The organism is Streptomyces sp. NPDC002788, assembly GCF_053592115.1.
Genome location: NZ_JBSFVB010000006.1, coordinates 310,503 through 326,399, shown reverse-complemented (window position 1 = coordinate 326,399; position 15,897 = coordinate 310,503). Strand labels below are relative to the sequence as shown.

Here is a 15,897-nt window from a genome sequence, read left to right as displayed (position 1 = left end):
GAACCGCCGTTCAGCGGGGTTTCGTGATCGGCCGACGCGCCGGCCGTTGTACGACCCGGAGTGGGCGCCCTGACGGACCTCCACTTGCCTCACGTGCCGGAACGTTCTGACGCGCGAGTACGCGGCCGAGCCGACCGAACGCCAGGCCGGTCCCCGCGGCATCGTCCGAGCGGCCGCAACGAAGGCCCCGACCGGCTGACCGGTCGGGGCCCTGAAGTCCGCGAGGGCTACTTCGTGGCCGTCACCCGCAGTGGCGCGAGATCCGGGCTCGGCGCGGCCCCGGTGCCGCCGGACAGCGGCTGCGCGGTCGTGGTCTGCGGCGCCACGCCCTTGTAGTACGGCGTGTAGACGTAGCGGGTGCCCACGCCGATCGCCGCACCGATCTTGGGGATGACGGAGGCGTCGACCGATCCCGAGCCGCCGAAGACGGCCACGTGGTACATGCTCGACGACATCCGCATCAGGTACCGCTTGGTGTCGTACGGCAGCGAGGTGACGTCGGTCCACAGCAGCGGGCCGTAGGTGGTCATCGCCGAGGACGCGGAGACACCGCCCCGCCAGCTTCCCACGGAGGCCACGGCGGCGTTCGGCGGCAGCGACCACCACAGGTTGGCGAGCTGTACGGCGTTCGACTGCGGCGTAGAGCCGGCGACCCGGTAGTAGCTGTACGAGCCGGGCCAGTTCGGCATCTTCCCGGCCTTGTACGCCTTGGTCAGCGCCGACTCGGCGTCGGTTCCCACCGTGATGATCTTCGTCGTGCCGGGACTGTACTTGTTGAGGTATCCGTAGACCGACGCGGTCATGGTCGAACCGTCGGTCAGCAGGACGGTCGCGGTACCGGCGGAGCCCATGGAACCGGCGGCGGAACTCGCCGCGAGGGCGTTGTGGTAGTCGGTGCCGGTGGCGAGGAAGACGTACTTCGGCGTGCTGGTGATGGCCTTGGCCACGGCCACCGAGGTCGAGTAGCGCGAGACGTCGGACAGCCGCTTGGCCACGTACCCGAGCGAGGTCACCTTGGACGCCACCGCGCTGCTGAGGATCTTGGTGCCGCCGACCAGGTACACCGTCCTGCCCTTGGGCAGCATGCGCTTGAGCTCCGTCTGCACCGAGGAGTCCAGGCCCGTCCCGGAGGTCATCAGCACCGGCCCCCGCTTCTTGCCGGCCAGCGATGTCGCGGTGGTGGCGTAGGCCGCGTCGGACTTGCTGATGAGCACGGCCGCGTTCGCGTTCGGCAGGCCGGTTGCGCCGGCGCCGACCGTGTTCCAGGTCCACTTGGACGACGCGATGTTGGTGGCGTAGGTGTCGGAGCCGTAGACGCGGGAGATCGCGTTGTCCCTGAGCGGCTGCCAGGCCACGTCGGTGCCGGTGCCCTGGGGCACCTGCGTCTGCGTGCCCGTGCCGAGGTCGTGGATCCACACCTGGGGTCCGCTGGGGACGTCGGGGTCGCCGGAGACGAAAACGTCGTACGCGATCCGGTTGCCCTGCGGCGACCAGGCGGGCCGGTTGTGGTCCACGGCGTCCGTGGTGAGCTGGGTGAGCCCGGTGCGGTCGGTGTTGACCTTGAAGAGCTGCCTGTGCCCGTCGACCGACCGTGTGAAGGCCACCGACCGGCCGTCCGGGGAGATGCTCGGGTCCTTCGCGTCGTCGGCCAGCTTGGTGAACGCCCCGGAGCGGCCGTTGTAGACCCAGACGGCCGGGGCGCCCGCGGTCCCGCAGCTCGTGCCCGTGCGTACGAAGGCCAGCATGCCGTTCACCGCGCCGCTGGGCTCGGAGTCGCAGCCGTCGACATCGGTGCCGAACAGGGCCTTCGGTGTGCGGGTGCCGTCGGCCGCGGTCAGCCGTAGCCGGCCGCCGGCCGTGAAGACGATGTCGCCGCCGCCGTACCAGAAGGTCGGATCGGCAGGATGCCAGCCACTGCCCGACGGCATGGCGATGTCGGCGCCGGTGGTCTCGGAGTCGGCCCATGCCGTGCGGATGTGGTCGTCGTAGTGGTTCACGAAGGCGACCTGGCTGCCGTCGGCGGACCAGGCGCCCTGGTCTCCGGTCGGGTGGAACTGGGACCACGATGACCCGTCGGGACGGACGAACGCCATCTGGCCGCCGACGTCCGTGTAGAGCAGCTTCCCGTCGGTGGCCGGCCAGTTGCCGGGAACGGCGGCGGCCGACCCGGGAAGTGCGGCGATGAGGCCCGCCGCGAGCGCGGCGGCAGTGGTGAGCGCCGCGGATCTGCGGCGCGTACGCAGGTTCAATGTACCCCCACAGTGAATGGATGGCTGCCGATCCCCTCCCCCAAGGCGAATGGACGGCTTCACGTTCGTCCGCACGACAGCGGCGAAACAATAGCCGCAGGTCACGACCGCTGTGAAGACAGGGGCTCCCGGCATTACTGGCCGATGACCAAGCGGCCGGAACCTGCGGTCGGCCGGCGATGCGTGTCGCCACCTCGCTCCGCGGCTTCAGCAACTTCCCCGAACCTGTCAACCGGACCAGACAGGTTCTCCACGGCGCGTGCATGAGCGCTCTCACCGAGACATCAGCCGAACGGATCGCCGGTGACCTCGCCCCGGCCCTGCACCAGGGACTCATCCGGCCCGGGGAACGGCCCCCGTCGCGGTCCGCAGGGCTCACTCGCGGACGTTCCCTGTGATGAACTGGGACGCGGTCCGACAATCCGTCCGTCCCGGGAGCCCTGTTGACCGCCAGCTACCGCCAGCCCGGAGTCGTCCTCACCGACCGACGCTTCACCGTCCCCCTCGACCACGACCGCCCCGAGGGCGACACGATCGAGCTGTACGCCCGCGAGGTCGTCGCGAGCGACAAGGCGCACCAGGACCTGCCGTGGCTGCTCTACCTCCAGGGCGGGCCCGGCTTCGGCGCGGACCGCTCCGTCGGCAGGCCCGGCTGGCTCGGCCGCGCGCTGAAGGAGTACCGCGTCCTCCTCCTCGACCAGCGCGGCACCGGCCACTCCACGCCCGCCAACCGGCAGACGCTCCCGCTGCGCGGCGGCCCCGCCGAACAGGCCGACTACCTCACGCACTTCCGCGCCGACTCGATCGTCCGCGACTGCGAGGCCGTCCGCGCCGAGGTCACCGGCGGCGCCCCCTGGACCGTCCTCGGCCAGAGCTTCGGCGGCTTCTGCGCGACCAGCTACCTCTCCCTCGCCCCCGAGGGTCTGGCCACCGCCGTCATCACCGGCGGGCTGCCCTCCCTCGACGCCCACGCCGACGACGTCTACCGGGCCGCCTTCCCGCGCATCGAACGCAAGGTCACCGCCCACTACGCCCGCTACCCGCAGGACGCCGAACGCGCCCGCCGCATCGCCGACCACCTCCTGACCCACGACGTGGTCCTGCCGAACGGCTACCGGCTCACCGTCGAGGCCTTCCAGTCCCTCGGCATCGTCCTCGGCACCGGCGACGGCACCCACCGCCTCCACTACCTCCTCGAAGACGCCTTCGTCCGCACCCCGCAGGGCACCACGCTCTCCGACGCCTTCCTGGAACAGGCGCAGGCCATGCTCTCCTACGCCCGCCACCCGCTGTACGCCCTGATCCACGAGTCGATCTACGGGCAGGACGCCCGGCCCACCGCCTGGTCGGCCGAGCGGGTCCGCGCCGAGTTCCCGCAGTTCGACGCCGCCCAGGCCCTCGCGGGCGACGAACCGCTGCTCTTCACCGGAGAGTCGATCCACCCGTGGATGTTCGACTGCGACCCGGCCCTGCGCCCGCTGCGCGAGACCGCCGACCTGCTCGCCGTCCGCACCGACTGGTCGCCCCTGTACGACCCGGCCCGCCTCGCCGCCAACGAGGTAACGGTCGTGGCGGCCGTCTACCACGACGACATGTACGTCGACACGGCCCACTCATTGCGCACCGCCCGCACGATCCGCGGTCTGCGCACCTGGATCACGGACGAGTTCGAGCACGACGGGATCCGCACCGGCGGCCCGCGCGTCCTCGACCGCCTGCTGGCGCTCGCGCGGGACGAGGCGTGATGCCGTGCCGGACGCGTGGTGAAGCCGGTGGCGCGGATTAGCCTGCCGACATGACGACCACTCAACTCCAGCCCATGCCCAGAGACTGGCACCGTGCCCTCGCGGTCGTGGCACACCCCGACGACCTCGAGTACGGCTGCTCGGCGGCGATCGCGACCTGGACCGACGAGGGCCGCGAGGTCACCTACCTGCTCGCCACCCGGGGCGAGGCGGGCATCGACACGATCGAACCCGAGCGGTGCGGCCCGCTGCGGGAGCGGGAGCAGCGGGCGAGCGCGGCGGTGGTGGGCGTCCGGGAGGTGGAGTTCCTCGACCACGAGGACGGCGTCATCGAGTACGGCACCGCCCTGCGCCGCGATATCGCCGCCGCGATCCGCCGGCACCGGCCCGAGCTGGTCATCACGCTCAACCACCGGGACACCTGGGGCGGTGTCGCCTGGAACACCCCGGACCACGTGGCCGTCGGCCGCGCCACGCTCGACGCGGCAGGCGACGCCGGCAACCGGTGGATCTTCCCGGAACTCGTCGAGCAGGGCCTCGAACCCTGGCAGGGCGTGCGTTGGGTCGCCGTCGCCGGGTCCAGCACACCCACGCACGCCGTCGACGCCACACCCGGCATGGAACGCGCGGTGCGCTCCCTGCTGGAACACCGCACCTACATCGAGGTGTTGACCGATGAGGATCCGGAGACATACGTCCGCGGCTTCCTGACCCGGCACGCCGAGACCACGGGGGAGCGGTTCGGGGGCAGGCCGGCGGTGGCGTTCGAACTGTTCAGCAGATGACGCGGATGACGGGGGAGACCATGACAGGCAGTGAGGAACTGGCCGGCCGGTTCGAGGAGCACCGAGGCCGGTTGCAGGCCGTCGCCTACCGCATGCTCGGGTCACTGGCCGAGGCGGAGGACGCCGTCCAGGAGGCCTGGCTGAAGCTCAGCCGCACTGACGCGGACGACATCCAGAACCTCGGCGGCTGGCTGACCACCGTGACCGGCCGGGTGTGCCTGGACCTGCTGCGCTCCCGCGCCGCACGCCGCGAGGAGCCGATGGACAACAGCCTCGGCACGTTCGTCCCCGACCCCGTGCTCCGGCCCTTGACGCACATCGACCCGGCGGAGGAGGTGCTCCAGGCCGACTCGGTGGGACTGGCCCTGCTCGTCGTGCTGGAGAACCTGGCGCCCGACGAGCGGCTCGCGTTCGTGCTGCACGACATGTTCGCCCTGCCGTTCGACGACATCGCGCCCATCGTGGAGCGCAGCCCGGCCGCGACCCGGCAGCTGGCGAGCCGGGCCCGGCGCCGGGTGCGCGGCGCCACCCCGTCGACGGACCCGGACCTGGGCCGGCAGAAAGCTGTGCTCGACGCCTTCCTGGCGGCCTCGCGCGCCGGGGACTTCGAGGCGCTGCTGGCGCTGCTGCACCCGGATGTGGTGCTGCGGGCCGACTCGGGTGCGCTGGTGCGGGGCGCGGCGGTGTCCAAGCTCGTGCAGGGGGCGAAGGTGGTGGCGGAGCAGGCGCTCATGTTCGCCCGGTTCGCGCAGTCGGCGGAGCTGGTGCTGGTCAACGGCACGGTCGGGGTGGTCAACGCGCCCGGGGGCCGCGTGCAGTCGGTCATGGGCGTCACGATCACCGGCGGCCGGATCACCGGCATGTACATCCTGGCCGACCCCGAGCGCCTGCGGCGCCTCAAGGCGCCCGGGCTCACGGGCTGATTCAGGCGGCGACGGCCGACGGTGCGACGGTGCGGCGCGGGTCCACGCCCCGCCCGCCCGGCGGAGGCGGGGGCCACAGGGCCGCAAACTACCGGTGAGTTGTCGTTTCGTATGCTGAACGCCATGCGAGATCATTATGCCGCGCGAGCGGAACTGCGCGGCGATTGCGAGCGGTGCTTCGGACTGTGCTGCGTCGCTCTGCCCTTCACCGCCTCGGCCGACTTCGCGGTGGACAAGGGCGCCGGCACACCCTGCCGCAACCTCCGGGCCGACCACCGCTGCGGCATCCACGCCCGGCTGCGGCAGAAAGGATTCACCGGCTGCACGGTCTACGACTGCTTCGGCGCCGGACAGCAGGTCTCGCAGATCACCTTCGGCGGGCAGGACTGGCGGACGGGCCCGCCGGAGCACGCCCGCCGCATGTTCGACGTGTTCCCGGTCGTCCGCCAGCTGCACGAGCTGCTGTGGTATCTGACCGAGGCGCTCACCCTGGCCGCGGCCCGCCCGGTCCACGCCGATCTGCGCAGGGCCCTGGAGAAGACCGAGGAGCTCACCGGCGGGACCCCCGAGGAGCTCGCCGAGCTGGACGTGGCGGCGCACCGCGAGGAGATCAACGTCCTGCTGCTGAGGACGAGCGAGCTGGCCCGGGCCGGCTCCAAGGGCCGTGGGAAGGACCGCCGGGGCGCGGACCTCATGGGCGCCCGTCTCAAGGGCGCCGACCTGCGCGGTGCCGACCTGCGCGGCGCCTACCTCATCGCCGCCGACCTCACCGGCGCGGACCTGCGGGGCGCGGACCTGATCGGTGCCGACCTGCGCGACGCGGACCTCACGGACGCCGACCTGACCGGGGCGTTCTTCCTCACCCAGCCACAGCTGGACGCGGCCCGGGGCAGTGCCGGCACCCGGCTCCCCGAGTCAGTCACCCGCCCCGGGCACTGGACAGCGCAGGTCTGAGGCCGGTTGCCGCACCGGCATTCGGCGCTCCGGATGCAACCGCAAGTTTTCCGGCATCTGCCGCAGCCGTTCCATCACACGCAGCCGGTAGGCCGGGTCGGTCCGCAGCTCGCAACGGCGCATCGGCGGGCCGAGCACCGATGTCGCCTCGTGCGGGGCGAACCGGCGCCGTGCGGTCCAGCTCCGGCCGGCCCGGCTCGGCACTCCAGAACCCCTTGGGCTGCCCGGCCCGTATCGACGCCTCCGTCAGGACACGATCTCCCTTGCTCCCACGGCGGGTTCACACGTGCACGGCCGTCTGCCTGGAGTGGCTGCGCGACACGGAGTCGGAGCGGGAGCGGGTGCGCGAGGTGTGCGCCCGCGCTCTGCTGGGTGTCCTCGCGCTCTGAAAAGGTTCCGCAAAGAGCAGGTGGCGTGGTTGGCGTGCACTTCGTTCTTCGGTAGGTTAGGTAAGGCTTACCTAAGGAGGTTTGGATGGGTGACGACAGCCACAGCTGGACGGCGGCTCCTGCCGCGGCGGAGCGGGCGCGCTCGGTGCTCGCCGCCGCGTGGTCCTGCTCGGTGACCGCGGAGGGCGCGCGAGAGGAGCTGGTCGGCGCGCACACGGTGGCCGAGGACGGCCGTGTGCTCGTGGACGTGCCCGAGGACAGCGCCCTGCTCGCGGCCGCGATCTGCGCGCCCCGCGGCGAGCCGTCGGCGGTGCTGGAGTTCGCCGACGTGGCACCCGTCCCCGTGCGCAACCGGATCCGCGCCCGGCTGTGGCTCGCGGGCTGGTTCGCCGTCGAGGAGGGGCGGCCGGCCTTCACCCCCACGCGTGTGGTGCTGCGGCAGCCGTCCGGCGCGGTGGCCGTGGACCTCCACGAGTTCGCCGCCGCCGCACCCGACCCGCTCACCACGGCCGAGGCGAGGCTGCTGACCCACCTCGCCGACTGTCACGCCGACGCGGTCGAACGCCTCACGCGCCTCGTCGACTCCGACAGCCTGCACGGCGCGGTCCGCGTCCAGCCGCTCGCCGTCGACCGGCACGGGCTGACCCTGCGCATCGAACGTGCCCGCGCCCACGGCGACGTACGCCTCGCCTTCCACGCGCCCGCCGACGACGTCGCGCAGCTCACCGAGCGCATGCACGTCCTGCTCGGCCGGGCGACCGCCGCGTCCTGCCCGCGGGCCCTACAACGGCAGCGCACAGACGGCGACGGGTGACGGGAACGACGCTCCGGCGCGCCGCAGTTCGCCGTTCGCCTCGTCCACCTGGAAGACGGTGACGGTGGAGGACTTCTGGTTCGCGGCGAACAGCAGCATGCCCTCCGGCGAGAAGGCGATCTGCCGCGGGAAGTCCCCGCCCACCGGCACCGTGTCCAGCAGCCTGAGCCGGGCACCGTCCGCCTCGATCGCGTAGCGCGTGAGACTGTTGTCGCCGCGGTTGGCGAGATAGGCGTACCGGCCGTTCGGGGTCACCAGGATCTGTGCCGGGTAGCTGGTGCCCGGCCCGGTGCCCGTGGACTGCGCCTCACCGATGCGCAGGCGGCCGGAGGCCGGGTCGTACGCGCAGACCGCGACCGTGTTGTCGGCCTCGTCGGCGAGGTAGGCGTACCGGCCGCCGGGGTGGAACGTGAGGTGGCGCGGTCCGGCGCCCCGCCGGGTCCGCGCCTGCGCAACCTCGGTGAGCGTGCCGGCCTTCTCGTCGAGCCGGTAGGTGTAGACGGTGTCCGTCCCCAGGTCGACGGCGAGGACATGGCCTCCGTCCGGGCTCGTGATGATCTGGTGGGCGTGCGGCCCCTCCTGGCCGGGGCCGGGCGGTGGGCTGGAGTGTGTGACCAGGTCGGTGCGCTCGCCGAGGGCCCCCGAGGTGTCGATCGGGTGCACGGCCACGCTGCCCGAGCCGTAGTTCGCGCTGAGCAGCCAGCGTCCGCCCGGATGCACCGACAGGTGGCAGGGGGCCGCGCCGCCGGTGCTCCGGCTGCCCAGGACCTTCCGGTCGGCGAGCCGGACGGCGGTCACGGCGCCGTCCTCGCGTTCGTTCACCGCGTACAGCGTGCGGTGGTCCGGGTGGATCGCCAGGTACGACGGATCGCCGACACCGGTGATGGTGCCGGCGCCGGTGATCCGGCCCGTCGACGGGTCGTACGTGGCCAGCCCGATGCCCTTGCCGCCGCCCTCGACGGATGTGTAGGTGCCGAGGTGCAGGGGGCGGGGCCCGGCGGGGCGCCGGGTCCCGCGGGACGGGCTGGTACTCACCTCGGGAGCCGTCGTCGCGGGCGTCGAGGCCGCGGGCGCGTTGTCGTCACAGGAGGGCAGCGCCGCCGCGGTGGTCCCGCCCGCAAGTGCGCCGACGAACCGGCGCCTGCTCCAGCCACCACTGCCCATGTCGCCCCTCAGATCGTCACTCGTCCCCGTCGCCACAGCCACCTTGGCGTGGATCACCCGGCGGGTGCAACAATGGCACCGGCGCTCCCTCAGCGAGAACGCTCGCCGAACCCCGCCCGGCTCCGCCACAGCTGCTCCTGAACGCCCAGACGCTCGCGCAGGCGGGTCAGCCGCGGCATCCGGGCGCGCTGCTCCGTCGACACCCGGTCCAGCTCCTCGAACAGGCGCTTGGTGCGGTGCTCGGTGTCGAGCTCGTCGAGGATCCGGTTGACCTCGGTGAGGACAGCGCCGGGCAACTGCCAGTGCTCTTTCTCGCGTTCGGCCTCCTCGCGCAGCAGCAGGGCCAGCCTGTCGCGGGTACCCGCAGCGGCGCGCAGTTCCGCGGCGAGACGTTCCTCCGCCGATTCGGCGCTCGTGCTGAGGTCGGTGGTGACCAGCACCGCGAAGCTGACCACGGCGTCGGCGATCTCGGACAGCAGCTGCTCCAGTGCGGCGCCCGTCTCGGGCCCGAACAGCGGCTCCGGTTCGCGCTGCTTCGCGAGGTCGGTGAAGGAGCGTGCGAGCACGCGCAGGACGACCGTGCAGATCTCCAGGGTGTCCAGGCCGGTGCGCAGCACCACCCGGTGCAGCAGGCCTTCCCGGACGCGCGGGTTGAGCCGCAGGCTGTCCTCGGCCTGCGTGAGCGCGGCGTCCACCTCGACGATGTCGTGGTCCAGGCGCCGCGCCTCGTGCAGCCGCTCCGCCGCGCGGTCCACATGGTCGCCGGCCCGGACGCCGGCGGCCTCCTCGCCCATGCGCAGCATCAGCTGCCGCAGCCGGCGGGCCAGGCCCTCGATCGACTCGCCCGCCTCCTCCACCCACACCGGCGGGGCCAGCAGCAGATTGCAGCCGAGCCCGACGACCGCGCCGATCAGCGTCTCCACCACCCGGGCCCAGGCGGTGTCGCCGACGGTGGTGACGCCGAGGACCAGCATCGCGCTGATGGCGACCTCGGGGACGTACTCCTCCACCCGGACCAGACGCCCCACGGCCAGCGAGGCCACGAGGAGCAGCGCCAGGCTCCACCAGGTCAGGCCCACCAGAAGGCTGAACGCGATGGCGACGAGAACCCCGGTCACCACCGCGTTCACCCGCCGGAAGCCGTTGGTGAGGGTGGCGTACAGGGTCACCTGGACGACCAGCAGTGCCGTCAGGGGAGCGGTGAGCGGTGCCTTCTCGGGGCTCAGCCGAAGCGCGATGACGTAGGCGATCGTCGCCGCGGTCGCGGACCGCAGCGTCTGGACGACAACGGGGTCACGCCGTTTCCTCAGAATCCTCGCGGCGTGCGCCGTCCACTCACGTACCTCTCGCATCCTCGGGCTGTTCCCCTTCCTCTCGGGCCTCGAACGCATCCAGGAAGGACGTTAGAGCAGGGGGAAACCACGGGCGACCGAGGGGCGGTCAGCCGGACACCTTGTCGAGGAAAGCGGTGAGATGACCCATGGTCCGCCCGATCTGCTCCTCCAGGGTGAGGCTCTCCTCGAACCGGGCCCCGGTCTCCGGTACCTTCTTCCCCCTCAGGTACAGGGAACAGGCGAGGTCGGTGCACATGTACGCCCCGACGGAGTTCCCCTCGCGCCCCGCCGCCCCCGCCTTGCGCGCGGTCATCAGAGAGACCCCGCCCCGCGGGTGCGTCGTCAGGCACAGCGAACACATGCTGCGGTGCGAGAACCCCCGCTGCGCGGTCTGGAACCGCATCGCCAGTCCGACGAGCCGCCCTCCCCGCTCGGTCACCAGATAGCTCCGGTCGGGCGCCCCCGGATCCCGCCATCCGAGGAAGTCGAGATCGTCCCAGGGCCGCTCGGCGAGATCGCGGGGGACGGCCAGGCGCTTGGCCTCGCCTTTGGAGCAGTTGATGAAGGAGTCGCGGATGTCCTGCTCGGTGAGTGCTCTCATGGGAGGCTCCTGGTTGTCGTTCCCGGAAACCTAGGGGTCCTAGGATTCGGGCTCAGGTTAGACATCGGCCACGAGGGAGAGCCAGTGGATTTCCGGGAGATCGCCTCTTCACGCGCACGGTCGGCACTGCGTCATGTGGCGGCCCGCTCGGCGGGACCAGCCGTCGACCCGCACCTGCGTATCACCCTCAACTTCCACCCGGACCGGACGGCGCACGGCCGGCCGATCCTCACGGCGCTGGCGCAGGACGGCGCCTATCACTCGCAGTTCGTCACGGGCACCGGCAACGGCGGCCTCACGGCCCGCCCCGGAGGTGACCGGTGGCGCTGGGAGAGCCGGATCTTCGGCGGGGCGTACGACGAGGCGGCCGGGCATGAGAGGCCCGTGTACGGCGCCCTGAACTTCCGCCGGCAAGTGGTCGGCGCGGCCCCCAGGTTCGGCTCCTCGCACTTTCGGCTGCGTGCCGGGGCCCTGGCCCGCGCCACGTTCTGCTACCCCGACAGCGCCGCCGAGCCGGCCGACTTCGGCGTCGCGGCCGGGATGTCCCTGATCGCGCTGGCCGAGGCGGACCGGCAGGACGCCCTGAACGACTACGTCGAAGCCCAGGTGCACGGCGGTGTCGTCCTCGCCCGGGACGTGGAGGCGCTCGTGCTGGACGCCTGTTACCGCGGCACGCCCCTCGAGGCCGCGGCCCGGCGTCTGCCGTGCCCGGTCGAGTGGCACCCCGGCTACCGGCTCACCGTGGCGGAGCTGCGCCGCCATGCGGGGTACCGGGGCCCCGAGTACGCGGAGCTGGGCGCCCGGATCGCCCGGGACGGCCTCGTCGACCCGCGGGCCATCGGCGATGCCGCCCGCACCGGCCGGTACGAACTACAGGACCTGAAGATGGTCTGGCACACGCTTGCCCGCTTCGGCGCCCCCGAGGGTGCCGGCACGGCCTACCCGGCTCCCGGGGCCTGTGGCGGCCAGACCCCCGGCCTGAGCACCCCCAGCGCATAGGCCCGCGCCACCAGTTCCGTGCGGTTGGCCGCGCTCCAGCGGGACGACAGGCGGCGCAGGTGGTACGTCACGCCGTCGGTGGTGAGGCCGGTTTCCCGGGCCGTTCGGGCCGTGGTGCGGCCGGCCGCCAGGAGCGCCAGGATGCGGGCCTCCGTGGGGGAGACCCGGACCTCGTCCGCGGGCGGGGCGGGGAAGGGGTGCTCGCGTTCGGCGTCGACCCGGAGCATGACCAGCAGCGCCGGAGTGTCCTCCACCGTGTCGCTCACCGGATCCGCCGTCAGTACGCCGTACCGCTCCGCGCCGCCGGGGGCCCGCCAGCGGACCGACACCTGATAACGCGAGCGGTGCCGCAGGCGCAGCGCCTCGGCGATCCGCTCCACCTGCGTGGCCTCCCGCGGGCTGAACAGGTCCAGCACGTCACGGCCGCGCAGCCGCCCCGGCGTCGTACCGCACTCCGCGGCCATCGCCGGATTGGCGAGCAGCACCGCCCCGTACACGTCACACACCGCGACCGGCATCGCGACCCGGTCGAAGAGGAGCAGGGCGCGGTTGCGCCATGTCACGGCCTCCTGCCGGGCCTGGTCCACGAGCATCTCCTGCCACGCCGGGCCGTCCCCGCGCAAGGGCGACGCGTCTGCATGTACTACACAATCATGTAGGGCCGCGGCGCCGTCCGCCGGGTCCCGTGGATCACGCTGGAACGCAGTACTTCCGTACCGCGAAAGGCAGTTGTCGCGTCATGCGCCCCACCGCACAGACCCCCCGGCCCGCAGCCGACCTCCCCGGCGTCCCCGTCGCCGACATCTCCGGCACCGGACCCGGCGACGCGCCCGTCCAGCAGGCCATGGACCTGATGCGCGAGCACGGGCCCGTGTTCGTGCGGCGGCTGTACGGGCGGGACACCCTGTTCGTGGGCGATCTGGACCTCGTGGCCGAACTCGCGGACGAGCAGCGGTTCGCCAAGCACATCGGGCCCGGTCTGGAGAACGTCCGCGAGTTCGCCGCCGACGGCCTGTTCACGGCGTACAACGACGAGCCCAACTGGGCCAAGGCGCACGACATCCTCATGCCCGCCTTCGCGCTGGGCTCGATGCGGACCTACCACCCCGTGATGCTGGAGGTGGCCCGCAGGCTCATCGCCTCCTGGGACCGCGATGCCCGCGCCGGGCAGCCCGTCGACGTGCCCGGCGACATGACCCGCATGACGCTCGACACCATCGGACTCGCCGGCTTCGGCTACGACTTCGGCTCCTTCGAGCGCTCCGAGCCGCACCCCTTCGTCGAATCGATGGTCCGCTGCCTGGAGTGGAGCATGACCCGCCTCGCGCGCGTCCCGGGCAAGGACTACTCGGCGCAGGACGAGGCCTTCCGGGACGACTCCGCCTACCTCGCCCAGGTCGTCGACGAGGTCATCGCCGCCCGCACCGGCACCGACCAGAGCCAGGCCGACGACCTCCTCGGCCTCATGCTCACCGCCCAGCACCCCGCCGACGGCAGCACCCTCGACGCCGCCAACATCCGCAACCAGGTCATCACCTTCCTGATCGCCGGCCACGAGACCACCTCCGGCGCCATGTCCTTCGCCCTGTACTACCTCGCCAAGCACCCGACCGCGCTCCAGCTGGTGCAGCGCGAGGTCGACGAGCTGTGGGGCGTCCAGGCCGACCCCGAACCCGCGTACGACGAGATCGGCCGCCTCACCTACACCCGCCAGGTCCTCAACGAGGCGCTCCGGCTGTGGCCCACGGCCGCCGTCTTCGCCCGGGAGGCCCGCGAGGACACGCTGCTCGGCGGCCGCATCCCGCTGCGCGCCGGGCAGTCCGCCCTGGTCCTCACACCGATGCTGCACCGCCAGCCCGTGTGGGGTGACAACCCCGAACTGTTCGACCCCTCCCGCTTCACGGCCGAGGCGGAGCGCCCGGTGCACGCCTTCAAGCCGTTCGGCACCGGTGAACGCGCCTGCATCGGACGGCAGTTCGCCCTGCACGAGGCGACCATGCTGCTGGCCATGCTCGTCCACCGCTACCGGCTGAGCGACCACGCCGACTACCGGCTCCACGTCAAGGAGACCCTCACCCTCAAGCCCGAGGGCTTCACCCTCACGCTCACCCCGCGCACGTCCGCCGACCGCGTCCACACGCCGCTGCCCGGCGCCGCCCCGGTCCAGGACTCCCGGTCGGCCGAACCGCAGGGCCTCCCCGCCCGCGTCCGCCCCGGCACCGCCGCCCTCTTCCTGCACGGCAGCAACTACGGCACCTGCCGCGACTTCGCAGCCCAGCTCGCCGACGAGGCCGCCACGATCGGCTGCGACACCGAAGTGGCCTCCCTGGACTCCTACGCCGACGGCCTGCCCACCGACCGGCCCGTGATCATCACGGCCGCCTCCTACAACGGCCGCCCCACCGACGACGCCACCGTCTTCGCGACCTGGCTGGAGGAGACCCACGACCTGTCCGGCGTGACCTACGCGGTCCTCGGCGTCGGCGACCGCAACTGGGCCGCCACCTACCAGCACGTCCCCACCCGGATCGACGAGCGGCTCGCGGGGTCCGGCGCCACCCGGCTGATCGACCGCGCCGCCGCCGACGCCTCCGGCGACCTCACCGGCGCGGTCCGGGAGTTCACGGCCGGCCTCCGCGTCGCCCTCCTGGAGCGGTACGGCGACCCGGACGCCACGACCCCGGACCCCGAGCCCACCACCGCCTACGAGGTCCGCGCCCTGACCGGCGGCACGCTGGACGCCCTCGCCGCACGGCACGAACTCGTCCCCATGCGGATCACCGAGGCCCACGACCTCACCGCCCCCGGCTACGCGCGCCGCAAGCGGTTCGTCCGGGTCGCGCTGCCCGACGGCGCCACCTACCGCACGGCCGACCACCTCACCGTGCTGCCCGCCAACGCCCCGGACCTGGTCAGCCGCGCCGCCGCCGCGCTCGGCGCCGACCTCGACACCGTCCTGGACATCCGCGCCACCCGCCCGCGCCGCGACGGCATCGCCGTGGACCGGCCGGTGAGGGTACGGCAGCTCCTCACCCACCACGTGGAGTTGCAGGAGCGCCCGAGCGCCGGACAGCTGGCCGCGCTCGCCGCCGCCAACCCGTGCCCGCCGGAGCGCGCCGCCCTGGCCGCCCTCACCGGCGACCCGCGCACTCTCGTGGAGATACTCGAGGACCACCCGGCCCTGCGCGGCGCCCTGGACTGGCCACAGCTCCTCGACCTCCTCACCCCGCTGCGCCCCCGCCACTACTCCATCTCCTCCTCGCCCGCCGTCGACCCCGGCCACGTGGACCTGATGGTCTCGCTGCTCCAGGCACCCGCGCGCTCCGGCAAGGGCCTCTACCGGGGCACCGGCTCCGGTCACCTCACCACTCTCGAGCCCGGTGACACGGTGTACGCGCGCGTGCAGCCCTGCCGGGAGGCCTTCCGTATCGACGCCACCGGCCCCGCACCGGTCGTCATGATCGCGGCGGGCACCGGCCTCGCCCCGTTCCGCGGTGCCGTCGCCGACCGCACGGCGGCCCTCACGGCAGGCGCCGAACTCGCCCCGGCCGTCTGCTACTTCGGCTGCGACGCTCCCGAGGCGGACTTCCTGCACGCCGCGGAACTGCGCGCCGCCGAGACCGCCGGCGCCGTCTCGATCCGGCCCGCCTTCAGCGAGGCCCCCGAGGGCGAGGTGCGGTTCGTGCAGCACCGGATCGCCGCCGAGGCCGAGGAGGTCTGGGCCTTGCTTGACGCCGGAGCGCGGGTGTACGTCTGCGGAGACGGTTCCCGAATGGCGCCCGGGGTGCGGGAGGCGTTCCGTACGCTGTTCCGCAAGCACACGCCGGACGCCGATGACGCCGCTGCCGAGCAGTGGCTCGACGGGCTGATCGCGGACGGGCGTTACGTCGAGGACGTGTACGCCGCCGGCTGACCGCGGACGCGGGGGAGAGGTGGGCAC

General features: G+C 72.6%; 13 protein-coding genes. 8 read left to right on the top strand and 5 right to left on the bottom strand.

The annotated features are described in order from the left end of the window. Positions 1-227 precede the first annotated feature (227 nt). Positions 228-2,249, bottom strand: coding sequence for a cell wall-binding repeat-containing protein (locus ACWD1U_RS14480; RefSeq protein WP_451107456.1), 2,022 nt, complete (start codon positions 2,247-2,249; stop codon positions 228-230). Positions 2,250-2,692: 443 nt separating this feature from the next. Here ACWD1U_RS14480 and ACWD1U_RS14475 point away from each other — a divergent pair, with 443 nt between their 5' ends. From ACWD1U_RS14475 to ACWD1U_RS14450, 6 genes are all read left to right on the top strand, one after another. After that, positions 2,693-3,994, top strand: coding sequence for an alpha/beta fold hydrolase (locus ACWD1U_RS14475; RefSeq protein WP_451107454.1), 1,302 nt, complete (start codon positions 2,693-2,695; stop codon positions 3,992-3,994). Positions 3,995-4,044: 50 nt separating this feature from the next. Continuing rightward, positions 4,045-4,779, top strand: coding sequence for a PIG-L deacetylase family protein (locus ACWD1U_RS14470; protein ID WP_451107453.1), 735 nt, complete (start codon positions 4,045-4,047; stop codon positions 4,777-4,779). Positions 4,780-4,799: 20 nt separating this feature from the next. Next, on the top strand, positions 4,800-5,702 hold the full coding sequence (sigJ, locus tag ACWD1U_RS14465) for an RNA polymerase sigma factor SigJ (RefSeq protein ID WP_451107451.1): 903 nt from the start codon (positions 4,800-4,802) through the stop codon (positions 5,700-5,702). Between the two features lie 111 nt (positions 5,703-5,813). Beyond that, positions 5,814-6,656, top strand: a complete 843-nt coding sequence (locus tag ACWD1U_RS14460) for a pentapeptide repeat-containing protein (RefSeq protein WP_451107450.1) — start codon at positions 5,814-5,816, stop codon at positions 6,654-6,656. Between the two features lie 263 nt (positions 6,657-6,919). Continuing rightward, positions 6,920-7,045: a hypothetical protein gene (locus ACWD1U_RS14455; protein ID WP_451107448.1), complete on the top strand. Its 126-nt coding sequence runs from the start codon at positions 6,920-6,922 to the stop codon at positions 7,043-7,045. An 85-nt stretch (positions 7,046-7,130) separates the two neighbouring features. Further along, the gene (locus ACWD1U_RS14450; protein ID WP_451107446.1) at positions 7,131-7,859 is read left to right on the top strand and encodes a DUF2470 domain-containing protein; all 729 of its coding nucleotides are present in this window, start codon (positions 7,131-7,133) and stop codon (positions 7,857-7,859) included. On the opposite strand, the gene ACWD1U_RS14445 is transcribed toward ACWD1U_RS14450, so the two are convergent. The 3 genes from ACWD1U_RS14445 to ACWD1U_RS14435 all read right to left on the bottom strand — a co-directional run bounded on the left by ACWD1U_RS14445 (position 7,827) and on the right by ACWD1U_RS14435 (position 10,958). Beyond that, on the bottom strand, positions 7,827-9,023 hold the full coding sequence (locus ACWD1U_RS14445) for a lactonase family protein (protein ID WP_451107540.1): 1,197 nt from the start codon (positions 9,021-9,023) through the stop codon (positions 7,827-7,829). The two genes, ACWD1U_RS14450 and ACWD1U_RS14445, sit on opposite strands and share 33 nt — an antisense overlap. An 89-nt stretch (positions 9,024-9,112) precedes the next feature. After that, entirely contained in the window at positions 9,113-10,375 is a 1,263-nt protein-coding gene (locus ACWD1U_RS14440; protein WP_451107445.1) for an FUSC family protein, read from the bottom strand. A gap of 88 nt (positions 10,376-10,463) precedes the next feature. Further along, positions 10,464-10,958 carry an FBP domain-containing protein gene (locus tag ACWD1U_RS14435; protein WP_451107443.1) on the bottom strand — a complete coding sequence of 165 codons (495 nt, stop codon included), beginning with the start codon at positions 10,956-10,958 and terminating at the stop codon, positions 10,464-10,466. Positions 10,959-11,042: 84 nt separating this feature from the next. Between ACWD1U_RS14435 and ACWD1U_RS14430 the strand changes: the two genes are divergently transcribed. Beyond that, on the top strand, positions 11,043-11,957 hold the full coding sequence (locus ACWD1U_RS14430; RefSeq protein ID WP_451107441.1) for a DUF3626 domain-containing protein: 915 nt from the start codon (positions 11,043-11,045) through the stop codon (positions 11,955-11,957). Here the strand turns inward: ACWD1U_RS14430 and ACWD1U_RS14425 are convergent. After that, entirely contained in the window at positions 11,897-12,550 is a 654-nt protein-coding gene (locus tag ACWD1U_RS14425; RefSeq protein WP_451107439.1) for a helix-turn-helix transcriptional regulator, read from the bottom strand. The two genes, ACWD1U_RS14430 and ACWD1U_RS14425, sit on opposite strands and share 61 nt — an antisense overlap. A gap of 146 nt (positions 12,551-12,696) precedes the next feature. Here ACWD1U_RS14425 and ACWD1U_RS14420 point away from each other — a divergent pair, with 146 nt between their 5' ends. Continuing rightward, positions 12,697-15,870 (top strand): cytochrome P450, encoded by a 3,174-nt coding sequence (locus ACWD1U_RS14420; RefSeq protein WP_451107437.1) that lies wholly within the window; start codon positions 12,697-12,699, stop codon positions 15,868-15,870. Positions 15,871-15,897: the final 27 nt, after the last annotated feature.